This window comes from Micromonospora sp. NPDC049275, assembly GCF_043197115.1.
In the GTDB taxonomy this organism is placed as follows: Bacteria; Actinomycetota; Actinomycetes; order Mycobacteriales; family Micromonosporaceae; genus Micromonospora.
Window position 1 is genome coordinate 17,851 of record NZ_JBICSN010000013.1, and the last position, 16,319, is coordinate 34,169.

The 16,319-nt window shown below is 74.0% G+C and carries 15 protein-coding genes and 1 riboswitch; of the genes, 8 read left to right on the forward strand and 7 right to left on the reverse strand.

From position 1 onward, the window contains the following. The first annotated feature begins 15 nt into the window (after window positions 1–15). Complete coding sequence (locus ACGFIE_RS27455; RefSeq protein ID WP_393300155.1) at window positions 16–1,830, forward strand: glycerol-3-phosphate dehydrogenase/oxidase; 1,815 nt, start codon at window positions 16–18, stop codon at window positions 1,828–1,830. Between the two features lie 89 nt (window positions 1,831–1,919). Then, complete coding sequence (locus tag ACGFIE_RS27460; RefSeq protein ID WP_363684633.1) at window positions 1,920–2,456, forward strand: hypothetical protein; 537 nt, start codon at window positions 1,920–1,922, stop codon at window positions 2,454–2,456. 6 nt (window positions 2,457–2,462) lie between these two features. On the opposite strand, the gene ACGFIE_RS27465 is transcribed toward ACGFIE_RS27460, so the two are convergent. Further along, a complete protein-coding gene (locus ACGFIE_RS27465) occupies window positions 2,463–3,863 on the reverse strand; it encodes an FAD-binding oxidoreductase (protein WP_393299856.1) in 1,401 nt (466 codons plus the stop codon). A gap of 56 nt (window positions 3,864–3,919) precedes the next feature. On the opposite strand from ACGFIE_RS27465, the gene ACGFIE_RS27470 reads away from it, so the two are divergent. Further along, window positions 3,920–4,204, forward strand: coding sequence for a DUF4031 domain-containing protein (locus ACGFIE_RS27470; protein ID WP_393299858.1), 285 nt, complete (start codon window positions 3,920–3,922; stop codon window positions 4,202–4,204). Here the strand turns inward: ACGFIE_RS27470 and ACGFIE_RS27475 are convergent. Further along, on the reverse strand, window positions 4,176–4,832 hold the full coding sequence (locus tag ACGFIE_RS27475; RefSeq protein ID WP_393299861.1) for a metal-dependent phosphohydrolase: 657 nt from the start codon (window positions 4,830–4,832) through the stop codon (window positions 4,176–4,178). The two genes, ACGFIE_RS27470 and ACGFIE_RS27475, sit on opposite strands and share 29 nt — an antisense overlap. A gap of 137 nt (window positions 4,833–4,969) precedes the next feature. On the opposite strand from ACGFIE_RS27475, the gene ACGFIE_RS27480 reads away from it, so the two are divergent. Then, window positions 4,970–6,172 carry an aromatic acid exporter family protein gene (locus ACGFIE_RS27480; RefSeq protein ID WP_393299864.1) on the forward strand — a complete coding sequence of 401 codons (1,203 nt, stop codon included), beginning with the start codon at window positions 4,970–4,972 and terminating at the stop codon, window positions 6,170–6,172. A 37-nt stretch (window positions 6,173–6,209) separates the two neighbouring features. On the opposite strand, the gene ACGFIE_RS27485 is transcribed toward ACGFIE_RS27480, so the two are convergent. Beyond that, complete coding sequence (locus ACGFIE_RS27485; RefSeq protein ID WP_393299867.1) at window positions 6,210–7,478, reverse strand: aminotransferase class V-fold PLP-dependent enzyme; 1,269 nt, start codon at window positions 7,476–7,478, stop codon at window positions 6,210–6,212. A gap of 46 nt (window positions 7,479–7,524) precedes the next feature. Next, a riboswitch (SAM riboswitch) is annotated at window positions 7,525–7,645 on the reverse strand. Between the two features lie 23 nt (window positions 7,646–7,668). Between ACGFIE_RS27485 and ACGFIE_RS27490 the strand changes: the two genes are divergently transcribed. Continuing rightward, window positions 7,669–9,150 carry a PrsW family intramembrane metalloprotease gene (locus tag ACGFIE_RS27490; RefSeq protein WP_393299870.1) on the forward strand — a complete coding sequence of 494 codons (1,482 nt, stop codon included), beginning with the start codon at window positions 7,669–7,671 and terminating at the stop codon, window positions 9,148–9,150. A 16-nt stretch (window positions 9,151–9,166) separates the two neighbouring features. Here ACGFIE_RS27490 and ACGFIE_RS27495 read toward each other — a convergent pair whose 3' ends face one another. Beyond that, complete coding sequence (locus ACGFIE_RS27495; protein ID WP_007465801.1) at window positions 9,167–9,334, reverse strand: hypothetical protein; 168 nt, start codon at window positions 9,332–9,334, stop codon at window positions 9,167–9,169. A 102-nt stretch (window positions 9,335–9,436) separates the two neighbouring features. After that, window positions 9,437–9,775 (reverse strand): GroES family chaperonin, encoded by a 339-nt coding sequence (locus ACGFIE_RS27500; protein WP_393299873.1) that lies wholly within the window; start codon window positions 9,773–9,775, stop codon window positions 9,437–9,439. Window positions 9,776–9,933: 158 nt separating this feature from the next. On the opposite strand from ACGFIE_RS27500, the gene ACGFIE_RS27505 reads away from it, so the two are divergent. Continuing rightward, entirely contained in the window at window positions 9,934–11,232 is a 1,299-nt protein-coding gene (locus ACGFIE_RS27505; protein ID WP_393299876.1) for an AI-2E family transporter, read from the forward strand. Window positions 11,233–11,241: 9 nt separating this feature from the next. Here ACGFIE_RS27505 and ACGFIE_RS27510 read toward each other — a convergent pair whose 3' ends face one another. After that, a complete protein-coding gene (locus tag ACGFIE_RS27510) occupies window positions 11,242–13,446 on the reverse strand; it encodes an ATP-dependent DNA helicase (RefSeq protein ID WP_393299879.1) in 2,205 nt (734 codons plus the stop codon). 100 nt (window positions 13,447–13,546) lie between these two features. On the opposite strand from ACGFIE_RS27510, the gene ACGFIE_RS27515 reads away from it, so the two are divergent. After that, on the forward strand, window positions 13,547–14,053 hold the full coding sequence (locus tag ACGFIE_RS27515; protein WP_393299882.1) for a DUF402 domain-containing protein: 507 nt from the start codon (window positions 13,547–13,549) through the stop codon (window positions 14,051–14,053). A 12-nt stretch (window positions 14,054–14,065) separates the two neighbouring features. On the opposite strand, the gene sigJ is transcribed toward ACGFIE_RS27515, so the two are convergent. Next, window positions 14,066–15,031 (reverse strand): RNA polymerase sigma factor SigJ, encoded by a 966-nt coding sequence (gene sigJ, locus ACGFIE_RS27520; protein ID WP_393299885.1) that lies wholly within the window; start codon window positions 15,029–15,031, stop codon window positions 14,066–14,068. Between the two features lie 244 nt (window positions 15,032–15,275). Between sigJ and ACGFIE_RS27525 the strand changes: the two genes are divergently transcribed. Next, a complete protein-coding gene (locus ACGFIE_RS27525; protein WP_393299888.1) occupies window positions 15,276–16,226 on the forward strand; it encodes a PPK2 family polyphosphate kinase in 951 nt (316 codons plus the stop codon). Window positions 16,227–16,319 lie beyond the last annotated feature (93 nt).

Below are 16,319 nucleotides of genomic sequence, written 5' to 3' on the forward strand. Positions count from 1 at the left end.
GTGCGTGACCCCAACATCTCCCGATCCGTCGCCGGGCAGCTCTCGCCGGTCCGCCGTACGGCCGACCTGCGCCGACTCCGCGCCGAGCGCTTCGACGTACTGGTCATCGGGGGTGGGGTGACGGGTGCGGGCGCCGCCCTGGACGCGGCGTCGCGGGGCCTGAAGGTGGCCCTGGTCGAGGCGCGCGATCTCGCCTCGGGCACGTCGAGCCGCTCCAGCAAGCTCATCCACGGCGGGTTGCGCTACCTGGAGCAGTTGGAGTTCCACCTGGTCCACGAGGCGTTGACCGAGCGGGGCCTGCTGGCGACCCGGCTCGCGCCGCACCTGGTCCGCCCGGTGCCGTTCCTGGTGCCGTTGCCGGCCGGCCGGGGCCTGCGGGACCTGCCCGCCCGGATCTTCCGCCGCTCGTACTACGGGGCGGGCGTGGCCGCGTACGACGCCTTCGCCGGTCTCTTCGGCGGTGGCCGGGGCATGCCGCTGCACCGGCACCTGACCCGGGAGGGGGCGCGGCGGATCTTCCCAAGCCTGCGGGCCGATGCCCTGGCCGGGGCGATCCGCTACTACGACGGGCAGGTCGACGACGCCCGACTGGTCGTCACCCTGGCCCGCACCGCGGCCAGCCTCGGCGCCACTGTGGTGAGCAGTGCCCGCGCCGTCGGGCTGATCCGGCAGGCGCGGGAGGTGACGGGCGTCCGGGTGCGCGACCTGGAGGCGCCGGCCGGCTCCCCGGACGCCGAGTTCGAGGTGCACGCCCGCACCGTCATCGCGGCCACCGGCGTGTGGAGCGACGACATGTCCCGGATGCTCAACGACGTGGGCCTGCGGCCCGGCGTCCGGGTGCGCGCCTCGAAGGGGGTGCACCTGGTGGTGCCCCGCTCGGCGATCACCGGCGAGACGGGGCTCATCCTGCGGACGGCCAGCTCGGTGCTCTTCGTCATCCCGTGGGGCGGGCACTGGATCATCGGCACCACGGACACCGACTGGCGACTGGACCGGTCCCACCCGGCGGCCTCGGCCCGCGACATCGACTACCTGTTGCAGCAGGTGAACACCGTGCTGGACCGGCCGCTGACCATCGCCGACATCGAGGGTGTCTACGCCGGGTTGCGCCCGCTGCTGGCCGGCGAGGCCGACTCCACCTCGAAGCTCTCCCGTGAGCACGCGGTGTTCGAGCCGATGCTGGGGCTGCTGCTGGTCGCCGGCGGCAAGTACACGACGTACCGGGTGATGGCGTCCGACGTGGTCGACCGGGCCGTACGCCGGTTGGGTGGCGGCCGTGCGTCGCGTACCGCCGATCTGCCGCTGCTCGGCGCCGACGGCTACCCGGCGATGTGGCGGGACCGGGCCGACCTGGCCCGCCGACACGGGGTGCCGGTGGGTGTGGTGGAGCACCTGCTGGAGCGGTACGGCACCCTCGCGCTCGACCTGCTGGCGCTCATCGATGCCGATCCGTTGCTGGCGTCGCCGCTGGCCGGCGCTCCGGAGTACCTGGCGGCGGAGGTCACCTACGCCGCGCGGGCCGAGGGCGCGCTGCACCTGGAGGACGTGCTGACCCGTCGGACCCGGATCTCCTTCGAGACCAGCCACCGTGGCCTGGAGTCGGCCGAGCACACCGCCGAGCTGATGGGTGCGGTGCTCGGGTGGGACGCGGCGAGGAGCGCCCGCGAGGTCGAGCACTACCGCGCACGGGTGGAGGCGGAGCGGCAGTCCCAGCTGATGCCGGACGACGCCGGAGCGGACGCGGCCCGACTCGGCGCGCCGGACGTACGGGGTTACGCGGCGGACCGCGGCGACGACGACCAGGCTGAACTGCGTCCGACGGCGAGATGACCGGAAAGCGACGTTACCGAGTGGTAACTATCGATACCGGCCCGGATGGTGGTTTCTAACGCTACCTACGGTGGGGTAGGTTTCCGCGCGTGCTGTACCGCGCGCGCCCCCGTCTGGTCACACCCCTTCTTGCCGTGGTGCTCGCCGCCGCCCTGGCCGGGTGCTCGCTGTTCGGCCGCGATGACGCAGACACGCCTGTCGCCCCACCGCCGGCCGGCTCGGCAGCCGGCGGATCGACACCCGAGATCCCGACGACTGTCGCCAAGGGCCAGGTCAGCCTGATCCAACGGCTCGGCGCCGACGCCCCGCTGCGGACGTTGAGCGTCGAGCGCGACGGCTCCTGGCAGTGCCTCGACTGCGCCGGCGACGGAGTCACCTCCCGGGGCCGGCTGGCTCCCGAGCAGACCGAACGCCTCCAGGTGCTGCTCGCCGACCCCCGGCTCACCGAGGAGACCGACCAGGTCCGGCACTACCGGACCACCTGCATCGACGCGCTGACGTCCAGCCTGCTCACGTCGTCCGGGCTGATCACCTCGCAGGACTGCCCGGGTGAGGAACGCCCGACGGTGGCGGGGGAGATCCTTCTGCTGCTCACCCAGGCCACCCCGGCCGAGGTCAAGGGCTGACCCCGGTCAGAGCACCTTGCCGGGGTTGAGCAGGCCGGCCGGGTCCAGCGCCGCCTTGATGGCCTGGTGCACGCGTACGCCGACCGGGCCGATCTCCTGCGCCAGCCAGTCCCGCTTGAGCAGCCCCACCCCGTGCTCGCCGGTGCAGGTGCCGCCCAGGTCCAGGCCGAGACGCATGATCTCGTCGAACGCCCGCCGGCCCCGCTCCACGCTGGCCGGGTCGGCCCGGTCGACGACGATGTTCGGGTGCATGTTGCCGTCCCCGGCGTGGCCCACCACGCCGATCGGCACGTCGCAGTCCGCCGCGATCCGGGCCACCCCGTCCAGCAGCGCGGCGAGCGCGCCCCGCGGCACCGCCACGTCGTCGATCACCAGGCCGCCGCTGCCGTCCGGGTGGGTGTCGGCGGCGAACTTCTCCATCGCCGGATGGGCGAGCCGGCGTGCCTGCAACAACGCCGCCGCCTCCACCGCGTCGGTGGCCGCGTAGACCTCCTCGGCGCCCGCCGTCTCGCACACCTCGGCCAGGGCGGCCAGGTCGTCGCCGGCCCGGCTGCCGGTGTCCGCGGCGGCCAGCAACAGGGCCTGCGCGTCGGTCCGCAGCCCCATCGGCTGGTACGCCTCGATCGCCCGCAGGTGGGTCTGGTCCAGCAGTTCCAGCAGGCTGGGCGTGAGGCCCCGCGCGGCGATCTGGGCCACCGCCGCGCCGGCCGCCGCAGTGGAGCCGAAGACCGCCACCAGGGTCAGCGAGTCGGCCGGGGCGGGCCGCAGCGCCACCGTCACCTCGGTGATCACGCCGAGGGTGCCCTCCGAGCCGACGAAGAGTCGCGTCAGGTCGTAACCGGCCACCCCCTTGGCCGTCCGCCGCCCGGTGCGCAGCACCTCGCCGGAGGCGAGCACCACCTCCAGGCCGAGCACGTACTCGGTGGTCACGCCGTACTTCACGCAGCACATTCCGCCGGCGTTGGTGGCCACGTTGCCGCCGATCGTGGACGACTCCCAGGAGCCGGGGTCCGGCGGGTACCAGAGACCCTGTCTGGCGACCGCCGCGGCGAGCGCGGCGTTGACCACGCCGGGCTGGACCACCGCGATCCGGCTCACCGGGTCGATCTCCCGGATCTCGTCCATCGCGACGGTGCTGAGCACCACCGCGCCGTCCACCGCGTTCGCCGCGCCGGCCAGCCCGGTCCGCGCGCCCTGCGGCACCAGCGGTACGCCGTGCCGCGCCGCCGCCCGCACCACCGCCACCACCTCTTCCGTGGTGCGCGGGCGGGTCACCACGAGGGGTACGCCGGCGGCGCAGAGGTCGGCCTCGTCGCGCTGGTGCACGCGCAGCAGGTCCGGGTCGGTGAGCACGGCGTTCTCGCCCAGGGCGGCGCGCAGGTCGTCGAGGAGTCCGGTGGGGGCCATGCCGCCGAGGCTAGGTCGCCGACCACCGATCATCAACGCGGGCTAACTTGGGCACCATGCTCTACCTGGACCGGCCGGCCTGGCCGTGGCGCGGTCGACTCTGGTCGCACCTGATCAGCGACGTCTCCTACGCCGAGTTGCACGCCTTCGCCGAGGCGCTGGGCGCACCCCGGCGCGGCTTCGACCGGGACCACTACGACATCCCGGCCGACCGGTTCGCGGCGGCGGTGTGGCTCGGAGCCCGGGTGGTGCCGAGCCGGGAACTGGTCCGGTTGCTCCGGGACGCCGGACTGCGTCGACCGAAGCATCTGGTCAACCAGGGATCGTCGGCGGCCCGGTGAGTGCGGTCAGCTCACGGCGCAGGTTGTCCCGGGCCGGCTGCTCCCACCGGTCGGCCAGCGGCGGCAGCCGGAACAGCGCGGGCAACGCCAGCAGGCCGGTGAGCACGGCGGCCCGTCCGGTCCGGAAGGCCGGCTCGGGCACGTGCGCGTACTCCCGCCTGATGGCCGCCGCGTAGCGGTCGTAGGCGGCCGGCGGCCCGGCCAGCACGGCGAGGTCCGCGTCGCAGAGCAGGGCGCCGTCGGCGTCACCGGGCGCCACCGCGTGCCCGGCGGTGAGCAGGACGAGCCGGCGTACCTCGGCCACCGCGGTCGCCGGCACCTCGAGCCCGGTGAGCAGGCGTCCGGCCAGCGCGGCGCTGTCCCGTTCGTTGGTGTCGCCCGGGGCGCGGGGGTCGTAGATCGCGTCGTGGCACCAGGCGGCCAACCGGACCAGGTCCGGCCGGTCGGCCAGTGCGGCATGCCGGTCCACCACATCGAGGACGACGCTCAGGTGCGCCACCGTGTGGTATTGCCGGTGCGGCTCCCGCCACCGGGCGAGCAGTTCCTCCCCGGCCCGGGTGCAGCGCTCGTCGGGTTTCGCTCCGGCACCGCGGGCCGTCGCCCGCCACCGGTCCAGCAGATCGGCCACCGCCCGAGTCTGCCGCATGCCGGGCGCCACGCGGGCGGGAGGATTCAGCGCGCCCGCCACGGGTAGTCGCGCCCATGGCGGTGGCCCGGGACAGAAGACCTCCGGTGGTGCGTCGTGCCCCGTTGCGCGAAGGTTTGGTGGACGTCGACGGGGCGCGCATCGCGGAGGCCACCGAACAGCTGCGGCACCGTGGCCGTGCCACCCTGCACGACCGGCTGCACCGGGTACGGATGGCGGGTGGGCTGGCAGTCCAGGCCGGGTTGGCGGCCGGGCTGGCGTACCTCATCTCGCACAAGGTGCTGGGCAACCCGCAGCCGGTCTTCGCGCCGATCTCCGCGGTGGGCACGTTGGCCGCGTCGGTCGGGCAGCGGTTCCGCCGCACCATGGAGCTGATCATCGGCGTGGGCGTCGGGGTGGCCGTCGGCGACTTCCTGATCTACCTGCTCGGCACCGGCGCGTGGCAGCTCGGGCTGGTGGTCACGGTGGCGATCCTGCTCACCATCTTCGCCGGGGCGAGCGTCGCCATCGTCATCCAGGCGGCGGCCACGGCGGTGCTGATCGTGACGTTGAGCCCGTCCACCCAGAACCTGGAGATTCCCCGCTTCGTCGACGCCTTCCTCGGCGGTGGCGTCGCGTTGCTGGTGACGGCGGTGCTGCTGCCACTCAATCCGCTCCGGGTGATCAACCGGGCCGCCCGACCGGCGCTGGATCTGCTCGCCGCCCAGCTCGACGCCACCGCCGACGGGCTGCGCGGCCGGGACCGGGCCGCCATCCAACGGGCGCTGGAGCGGTTGCGCAACAACAAGGACGAGCTGGCCACCCTGGCCGAGGCGATCGAGGGCGCGAAGGAGACGGCCACCCTGTCGCCGGCCCGCTGGCACCGCCGGGGCGAGCTGATCCACTACGCGGAGGCGGCCGACCCGATCGACCGCGCGATGCGCAACAGCGGCACGCTGATCCGCCGGTCCGTCACCCTGATCGAGGACGACGAGCCGGTACCGGACACGATGCCCGACTCGATAGGTCACCTCGCCGAGTCGGTCCGCCTGCTCAAGCACGAGTTCGCGGCCGGCGAGGAGCCGCAGAAGGCGCGGGAACGGTCACTGCGGGCCGTCAGTGAGGCCGGCCGGGCGTACGGGGCCGGGGTCGGCTTCTCCGGGAGCGTGGTGATCGCCCAGATCCGGACCACGGCGAGTGACCTGCTGGTGGCCTCCGGCGTCGAGCAGGAGGAGGCGAACCGGTGTATCCGGACGTCCTTCGGGGAGCAGGAGCGGCCGGTCGGCGAACCGGCCGAGCCGGGCGAGGCGCCGAAGCCACCCACCGCCCCGCCCGTCGGCTGAGCGCGGACGGCCGACACGGCCGCCAGCCCAGCGCAGCTCAGCCCAGCTCGGCGAGCGCGGCGAGCAGCCTGTCGACCTGGGCGGCGGTGCTGCCCAGACCGATGCTGGCGCGCAACGCGGTCGGCGGAAGATCCCGCCGGCCGGTACGCCCGGCAGCCTCACCGAGCAGCCGCCGGGCCAGCGGGTGGGCGCAGAACAGCCCATCCCGTACGCCGATCCGGTGCTCCGTGGCCAGCCGGGCGGCCACCGCGGCGGAGTCCCGGCCGGCCACCACGAACGAGACGATGCCGACCCGGGGCGCGTCCGGGCCGAAGGTACGCAGCTCCACCACGTGCGGCAGCGCGGCGAGGCCGGCGCGCAGCCGGGCCAGCAACGCCTGCTCGCGGGCGGCCAGCGCGGCCCGGTCGGCGTCGGCCAGCGCCGCGCACACCGCCGCCAGCGCCACCGCGCCCAGCAGGTTCGGGGTGCCGCCCTCGTGTCGGGCCGGGCCGCTCGCCCAGGTCACGTCGTGGGTGGCCGGCCCGACGTGGCTGGTGGCGCCGCCACCGGCCAGGTACGGCGTGGCGGCGTCCAGCCAGTCCGCGCGGCCGATGAGCACACCCGCGCCGAACGGGGCGTACAGCTTGTGGCCGGAGACGGCCAGGTAGTCCACGTCGAGCGTGTGCATGTCGACGGGCGCGTGCGGGGCGAGTTGCGCGGCGTCGAGGGCGATCCGCGCGCCGTGCCGGTGGGCCACCCGGGCCAGCTCGGCGACCGGCCACAGCTCGCCTGTCACGTTGCTGGCCCCGGTCACCGCGACGAGCACCGGCAACGCGGGGTTGCTGTCGCGGCGCAGCTCGGTGAGGGCGGCGGCGAGAGCGCGTACCGCCCCGGCGGGGTCGGCGGGCACCGGCAGGCGCACCGAGCCGCGTGGCCAGGGCAGCAGGTTGGCGTGGTGCTCGCCGGCGAAGGTGACGACTGCCGTGCCGGCCGGCAGTGACCGGGCCAGCAGGTTGAGGGCGTCGGTGGTGTTCCGCGTGAAGATCACGTGGTCGTCGGCGCGGGCGCCGAAGAAGTCGCCGACCGTCTGCCGGGCCCGCTCGTAGGCGAGCGTGCAGCGCCGCGACAGCGCTCCCGCGCCACGGTGCACGCTGGCGTACCAGGGGAGCAGTTCGGTCACCGCGTCGGCCGCGGCCCGCGCGCACGGCGCGGTGGCCGCGTAGTCGAGGTTGATCTCGCCGGGTACGCCGAGCACGTCGAGCGCCCCCGACGGTGCGGGCGCGACGGTGGGCAGGGCGGGCAGCGAGGGTACGAGGGTGACGGACACGCCGGAACCTCCGGGGTCAGGGACCCCGGGTGTGGTGTCGGGACGGGGTCCGCGCTTGCCCAGCACGCCTATCGGGCTGGGCCCGGTCATCACCCGGGGCACCCCACCGCGAACTCGACGAGGGTTGCCGGCCAGCAAGCCGGGGCTGAACGCTGGCACTCGTGACCTGCTCGCAGCATAGCGGCTGTGGATGCGACCGGACCAGCCGGCGGGGGATGGCTACGCTGACCGCATGGCCGACACCCCGCCCGGTGCACCCCTGCCGTCGTCGCCGCCCGCGCCCGCCGATCCGGCTGTCGTCGCGGCGCCCCGGATGCCGCCGCGCCGACCGAACTGGCTGCGGTTCCTGGTGCTGGCCGGGGTGGTGCTGTTCATCGCCGCGTGCGCGGTCTTCATGGTCTACAAGCTCGGCGAGTCGCTCGGCGTGCAGGCCCTGCTGGTCGGGGTGGGCGCCGCGATCCTGCCGGTGCCGGTGCTGATCGCCTGCTTCCTGTGGCTCGACCGCTACGAGCCGGAACCGCTGAAGTACCTGATCTTCTGCTTCGCCTGGGGCGCGTTCGTCGCCACCGCCGCCTCCCTCAACGTGAACGAGTTCGCCGCCGGGCGGTTCGCCGACTGGGGGCTGCCGTCCGCGCTCACCGGGGTGCTGGTGGCGCCGTTCATCGAGGAGCTGACCAAGGCCCTCGGGCCGATCCTGCTGCTGGTGTTCAGGCGTCGGGAGTGGTCCGGGATCACCGACGGTCTGGTCTACTGCGGGCTCTCCGCGGTCGGCTTCGCCATGGTGGAGAACATCCTCTACCTCGGCGGGTACGGCTACGCGGCAGGCGCCGACAGGTACGGCCCGGCGACCGGCGCCCAGCAGGTGATCGCCATCTTCATCGTGCGGATCCTCCTGTTCGGGTTCGCCCATCCGCTCTTCACCTCGATGACAGGTGTGGGGCTCGGTGTCGCCTCACGTTCTGCCGACCGGCGGGTCCGGGTGCTCGCCCCCATCGCCGGCCTGCTGCTGGCGATGATGCTGCACGGCACGTGGAACCTGCTGCCGACGCTGACCCAGGCCACCGGCGAAGCGGTGATCATGCTGTACGGCTTCCTCGGCCTGATGGTGCCCGTGTTCTTCGGCATGGTCGGGCTGGCGCTGTGGCTGCGCGCCTGGGAGGGGCGGCTCACCGAACGGACCCTGCCCGACTACGTGCGTGCCGGCTGGTTGAGCCCGCCCGAGGTGGCCGCGCTGAGCAGTCTCGGCCGCCGGCACGCGGCGCGCAGCTGGGCACGCCGGGTCGCCGGCGACGCAGGGGTACGGGCGATGCGCGGATATCAGCTCGCCGCGACGCGGCTGGCCCTGCTGCGCGACGGGACGCTGCGTGGTCTGGACCGTAAGCCGGCCGATCGGGAGCGGGCGGTCGCCGAGGAACGGCAACTGCTGGAGGCGATCACCGCGCACCGGTCGTTCTTCGTGGGTCGTGACCCGCAGGCGCCGGTAGGCGTCTGGGACGGCAGTCAGTACCACCTGCGCTTCCCGGACGGTACGTCTCGGCCGGTGGCCGCGCCCGACGAGCCGGTGGTTCCGATTCCTGTGGTGCTGGGCGCGCCTCCGCCTCCAGTGGGCTACGCGCCGCCCGGCTGGCCCGGCCTGCGCCCCGCGGCGCCCTGGCCGCCCGGTCACTCCTGACGGCGGTCGGCGGTGCTCAGGTCATCAGGGTGGTGAGGAAGTCGCCGAGGCCCTGGAACATCGCCATCAGCGCCGCTCCGATCGCCTTGAACATCTGCGCGGCGCCGTCCGGCCGGAACGCCACGAAGTAGATCAGGAACGCGACGCTTCCCCAGGTGAGCAGCTTCTTCACGAATACCGGCATCGTCCCTCCCCAGGGCCACGGTCGCCGGCTGGCTTCCCGCGCCACGGGCTGGCAAACGGCGCGATGGTGCCCGCCGGGTTTGTCGGAGCCGGGGGAGGTGCGTCAGAGATAGAGGCCTGTGGAGTCGTTGTCGACCCGTTCGGCGGCCACGGCGTGCACGTCGCGCTCCCGCAGCAGCACGTACCCGCGGCCGTGCAGCTCGACCTCGGAACGGTCGTCCGGGTCGAAGAGCACCCGGTCGCCGGAGACGATGGCCCGGACGTTCGGCCCCACGCCGACGGCGGTGGCCCACGCGAGGCGTCTGCCGACCTGGGCCGTCGCCGGGATGACGATGCCCGCGGTGGAGCGGCGCTCGCCCTCGCTGCCGTCCATCCGTACCAGCACGCGGTCGTGCAGCAGGCGGATCGGCAGGCCGGAGTCGAAATCCTGGTCGGCGGTCACGGGGCAGACGCTACCGTGTCGCCGGCGACCGTCCGCCGGTGGTTACGCCCGAGGTGGTCTGGGCATTGTGTGGCGGAACTGCCCTACGGTGTCGGGAACGGACGTATGCTGTCCGACCTGTCGCCGTGGGCCGACGACTCTTCTGCCAGGAGGTGCGCTTGAGCCGCTTCGAGCGGGTACGCGGGCGGCTGCGCCGCGCCTACCGGTCAGGACAGGAGTCGGTTCACGCCGCCGAGGAGACGCCGAGCGACGCGCCGGAGCCGCTGGGCCTGGCCTCGCCCGCCGTTCCGGGGCCGAGCGCCCCACCGAGCGCCACTGTCGTCGGTGCCGGACCTCAGGCGGACCTGCACACCTCGACATCCAGCCGGGACGACGCGGACGTGCCGCACGGGCTGCGGATCGCCGCCGCGTGGTGCTGGCGGCTGATCGTGATCGGCGTGGTGGCCTGGGCGCTGCTCCGGATCGTCGGCACGATCAGCATCGTGATCATCCCGCTGGCCATCGCGCTGCTGCTCTCGGCGCTGCTCGCGCCGGCCGTGGGCTGGCTGCTGCGGGCCCGACTGCCCCGGTCGCTGGCGACGGCAGTGGTGCTGGTCGGCGGCCTGGTGGGTGTCATCGGCACGCTGACCCTCGTCGTCAACGAGTTCATCCAGGGCGTGCCCGAGCTGAGCGAGAAGTCGTCGCAGGGTGTCCGGCAGATCCAGGACTGGCTCAAGACCGGCCCGCTGCACCTCTCCGACACCCAGCTCGACCGCTACATCGACGAGGCTCAGGCCTGGATCAACGACAACACCTCGCGGTTCACCAGCGGCGCGCTGAGCACCGCCGCGACGCTGGCGGAGGTGCTGACCGGCACCCTGCTGGTGCTCTTCGCGACGTTCTTCTTCCTGCGCGACGGTGCCCGGATCTGGCGCTTCCTGGTCCGGCTGCTGCCGGTGGCGGCCCGGTGGAAGGTCGACGACGCCGGCCGCGCCTCCTGGCACACGCTCGGCGCCTACGTCCGGGCGACGGTGCTTGTCGCCTTCATCGACGCGGTAGGCATCGGCATCGCCCTGGTCGTCTTCAAGATCCCGTTCGCGTTCCCGCTGGCCGCGCTCGTGTTCCTCGGCGCGTTCATCCCGATCGTCGGCGCGGCGCTCTCCGGCGGCGTGGCGGTGCTGGTGGCGCTCGTCGACAGCGGCCCGGTCACCGCGTTGATCATCCTGGGCGCGGTGATCGTCGTACAGCAGGTCGAGGGGCACATCCTCCAGCCCCTCATCATGGGCCGGGCGGTGGCCATCCACCCGCTCGGGGTGATCATCGGGATCGCGGCCGGCGTGGTGCTCGCGGGCATCACCGGCGCGCTGGTCTCGGTGCCGCTGATCGCGGTGCTGAACACCGCCGTACGCCGACTGGCCGCCCGTGCGGTCCCGGACACTCCGCCCGACGCCGTGGTCGTCGCCTCGCAGGCCCCCTGACCCGCGCGGTCAGGTGGTGGCGAGGCGCTGCAGGGCGCCCCGGGCGACCTCGGGGCGTGTCGTGTACCAGAAAGGCGGCAGCGAGCGGCGCAGGAACGGCCCGTAGCCGCGGGCCGTCTCCAGCCGTGAGTCGAGGACCGCGACGACTCCCTTGTCGCCGGTGGCCCGGATCAGCCGCCCCACGCCCTGCGCCAGCCGGACCGCCGCGATGGGCACGCTGACCGCGGCGAAACCGGAGCCGCCGCCCGAGTCCACGGCCGCGGCGCGCGCCGCCGCGAGGGGTTCGTCCGGCCGGGGGAAGGGCAGCCGGTCGATGACCACGAGCTGACAGGCGTCGCCCGGCACGTCCACCCCCTGCCAGAGCGACATCACCCCGAACAGGCAGCTCGACCGCTCCTCGCGGAAACGGCGGACCAGCAGCGGCAGCGCCTCCTCGCCCTGGAGCAACACCGGCAGGTCGGTCCGCGCGCGCAGCAGCTCCGCCGCCTGCTGCGCGGCCCGTCGGGAGGAGAAGAGCCCCAGAGTACGACCGCCGAGCGCCTCGACGAGCCCGAGCAGCTCCTCCCCGGCGGCGTCGGGCAGCCCGGAGACGCTGGGCCGGGGCAGGTGCGCGGCGACGTACAGGATGCCCTGCCGGGCGTAGTCGAACGGGGAGCCCACGTCCAGCGAGCGCCAGCCCGGGCCCTCGGTCGCCGGCACGACGGACCCCGGGTTGGTGTCGCCGGCGAGCCGGCGGCCGGGCGCCTCGGCGACCGGGCGGCCCGGGGCGGTGCGGGCGGCCTGCGCGGCGGCGGCCGGGGACGGCGGCGCGGGCGGCGGCGCGTCCAGGCCGAGGGCGCGGGCCACCGTGTCGAACCGGCCGCCGAGCGCCAGGGTGGCCGAGGTGGCGACCACTGTGCGTTCGTCGTACAGGTGGGTGGCGAGGGTGCCGGCCACCGACAGGGGCGCGACCACGAGGGCCCGCCGGCTGCCGCCGTCGTTCTTCTCCACCCAGGCCACGTCGTGGTCGGCCTCTTCGAGGAGCCGCTGGGCGGTCGTGGAGAGGTCGTCCAGCGCGGCCTTGGCCTGCTGCTTGCGGACCGGGTCGGGATCGTCGGACTTGACCTCGCCGATCGCGTCCAGAGCGGTGCGGGTCGCGGCGTCGAGCAGCGTGCACGCCTCTCGCAGCGGTGACGGCAGGCCGGCGGTGAGTCGACCGGCCGGGGCCTCGGCCAGCCCGACGGCGAGGGCGTCACCGGCGGCGGTGAGCGCGTCGGCGGTCTCCGGCCGCAGCAGCGTACGGGCCCGCCGGGTGGTCCGGTCGATCAGCTCCGGCACCAGCTCGGCCTGGGCGGCCGAGGAGACCCGGTCGGCCAGTTCGTGCGCCTCGTCGACGATGAGCAGCTTGTGCGGCGGGACGATGTGCCTGTCGGCCAGCATGTCGACCGCCAGGAGGCTGTGGTTGGTCACCACGATGTCGGCCTCGCGGGCGCGGGCCCGAGACGCCTCGGCGAAGCACTCCGCGCCGAACGGGCAGCGGGCCGCGCCGACGCACTCCCGCGACGGCATGGAGACCAGTCTCCAGGCCTGGTCGTCGACGCCCGGGTCCAGTTCGTCGCGGTCGCCGGTGTCGGTCTTCTCGGCCCAGTCGCGCAGCCGCTCGATCTGCTTGCCCAGCCGGCCCGCCTCGCCGAGCCACTTCGTCCCGCCGCCGGGGCGGGCGGCCGGGGCGTCGAAGAGGGTGTCCTCCGGCTCGTCAGCTGTGGAGTTGTCCAGCCGGGCCAGGCAGAGATAGTGGTGCCGGCCCTTCAGTACCGCGAACGTGGGCCGGCGGCCGAGCAGCGGCTCGACAGCGTCGGCCAGCCGGGGCAGGTCGTGGTCGACGAGCTGGGACTGCAACGCCAGCGTGGCCGTGGAGACGACCACCGGGCCGTCCACGGTCAGGGCCGGCGCGAGGTACGCAAGTGACTTGCCGGTGCCGGTGCCCGCCTGGACGAGCAGGTGTTCGCCGCTTGTCACGCACTCCTCGATGGCTGTCGTCATCTGCTGCTGGCCGGGCCGCGCCGTGCCGCCGGGGACCGCGCCGACCGCCGCCGCGAGCAGGTCCGTGCCGCTGGGCCGGGCACCCCGCCGCCGGCTTCCACCACGGGCCGACGGGGTGGCGGAACCGGTGGCGGTGCGGGGCGGAGTCACCGTGCGACGGTACCCGCCGCCGCCGACAGCGACCGCGCCCATCCGCCCGCGTGGCGCGGACCACCCATCGACCCCGCTGGTCCACCCCGTCCGGTTACGGCTGTGCTACGACGCGTGGGCAGTATCGGTTAGGGTGCGAATCATGCCGAGCGACGTGGTCCGAGTGATCTACCGCAAGTACGACGGCAGCGCGCACCGTGACTACCCGGCCCGTCGCCTCGCGGAGGACGACCTCGGCGTCTGGCTCGGCGTCCCGTTCGGCACCGAGTCGGTCTACCACGGCCGACCGTCGGTGGAGAAGATCCCCTTCGTCCTTCTGGTGCCGCACCACGCCTGGTGGACGGGGATGTTCAACCCGCCGCCGCGCACCAGCGAGGTCTACTGCGACATCGCCACCCCGGCCCGCTGGGAGTCCGACGACACCGTCCACCTGATCGACCTCGACCTGGACGTGGTCCGGCGACGGGCGACCGGTCTCGTGGAGCTGCTCGACGAGGACGAGTTCGCCGAGCACCGGGTTCGTTTCGGCTACCCGGAGGACGTGGTGGTCGAGGCCGAGGCGGCGGCCCGGTGGCTGTACGACGCGCTCGGCGACGGCACCGAGCCGTTCGCCACGTCGTACCGCAAGTGGTTGGCCCTGGTGGTCTGAGCCGGCGCGGGCTCACCAGCGCGGCGGCCACCGGTCGTCGTCGCCCAGCGGCGGCAGGTCGGCCAGCTTCTCCGGGTTGAGCTGGTTGAAGATGCCGGTGATCAGGCCGCCGTCGACCGCGAACGCGGTGACCAGCCGGATCGGCCGCCCGTCGCTGTGTGTCATCTCCAGGTGCAGGCCGAGGACGCCGTCGACAAGCACCGGGCGGGCCCGCATCCGTTGCGCGTACCGCCCGGTCCGGCCGAAGAGGCCGAGCGTGAAGCGACCCACCGTGTCCGTGCCCACGACCGGCCGGCGTGCCGTCGGGAAGTGCCCGCCCGAGTCGCCGACGAGGACCACGTCCGGGGCGAGCACCCGCAGCAGCGGATCCAGCTCGCCGGACTCGGTGGCGGCCACGAACGCCGCGAGGACGCGCCGCTGCTCGGCCGGGTCGGCGGTGTGCCGGGGCGCGTCCGGTGCGGTGACGGCCCGCCGGGCCCGGGAGGCGAGCTGGCGGGCGGCCACCTCGCTGGTTCCCAGGACGTCCGCCACCCGGGCGAACGGCACCGCGAAGACGTCGTGCAGCACGAGTGCGAGCCGCTGCTCGGGCGCGAGCCGTTCCAGCAGCACCCGCAGCGCCGTGCCGACCTGGTCGGTGCGGACCGCGCGTTCGGCGGGGTCGGGGGCGTACCCGCCGCTGGGCGGCCCGCCGTCCAGCGGGCCCACGACCGGCTCCGGGAGCCACTGCCCGGGGTACGCCTCGCGGCGGACCCGCGCCGAGCGCAGGACGTCCAGGCAGATCCGGGCGCAGGTGGTGGTCAACCACGCGGAGAGATCGCGGATCTCGGCGCGGGCGTCCGGGTCGGTGAGCGCCCCGGCGTAGCGCAGCCAGGTCTCCTGCACCGCGTCCTCGGCCTCGCTGCGGCTGCCCAGCATCCGGTGGGCCACCGCGAGCAGCCGGCCCCGCTCGGCCTCGAACTCCGTCGCCAGGTCCTGCACGACCTCACCACCCTCCCCCGTGCCGCCACCGCGCCCTGGCGTACATCCTCCAACCAACCGGACGAGTCGGCGGCCCCGGACGTGACGGCGGGCCGGGCGGCCTCGCCGGGCTGGGCGGCCTCGCCGGGCTGGGCGGGCTCGGCGGTTTCGGCGGGCTCAGCGCCCTGGACGGGCCTCGCCGGGCTGGGCGGGCCTTGGTGGGCCTCGGCGGGCGGATGGCCGGCGAGTGGGCGATGATCCGAGGATGAGCGAAACCCGGCAGGGGCAGAGCGAGCGGGTCGTGGCGCCGGAGGGCGGGTCCGTGCGGGACCTGTTGCGGGTCGCCGCGCCGGTGGATCTCTCCGCGATCGATCCCCGGTCCACGCCCGGCCTGCCCGCGAAGGAAATGGGCGGGGAGCGCCGCAAGGCCTGGGCCCGTGCGCAGGTGGAGCTGGTCGGCGAGGAGCTGGGCCGGCAGCAGGAGATGCTCTTCGCGATGGCCAAGGCGGGCTCGGCGCGGCCGCCGCACCGGGTGCTGCTGGTGCTCCAGGCGATGGACTGCGGCGGCAAGGACGGCACGATCAAGCGGGTGGCCGGCGCGATGAACCCGCTGGGTCTGCACATCCGCTCGTTCGGTCCGCCGACCCCGCAGGAGCTGCGGCACGACTTCCTGTGGCGGATCCGCCGGGCGCTGCCGCCGCCCGGGTACGTGGGGATGTTCAATCGCTCGCACTACGAGGACGTGTTGATCGCCCGGGTCGGGTCGTTGGTGCCGAAGGCGACCTGGCGGGCCCGCTACGACCAGATCAACTCCTTCGAGCGGGAGCTGGTCGACGACGGCGTGACAGTGGTGAAGGTGATGCTGCACATCTCCTACGCCGAGCAGGGCGAGCGGCTGCTGGACCGGCTCACCGACCCGCGGAAGCACTGGAAGTACAACCCGTCGGACATCGACTCCCGCTCGCACTGGGACGACTACCAGGCCGCGTACGCCGAGGCGCTGAGCCGGTGCACGACGGACGCTGCGCCGTGGTTCGTGGTGCCGGCGGACCGCAAATGGTATCGGGACTGGGCGGTGTCCCACCTGCTGCGAGAGACGTTCGACACGCTCGATCTGGGGTATCCGCCTGCCGATTTCGACGTGGCGCGCGAGCGCGAGCGGTTGGCCGCTGGGGGAGCGGGGACGGTTGGGACGCCCGAGATGAACAGCAGGTGAACGAGCGGTGAATGTCGCCTGGCCAGGGGTGGGCCGGCGAATTCACGGTTCTGGCGTTTCCTAGCATTCACCGAGCGGACGCCCACGGACGCC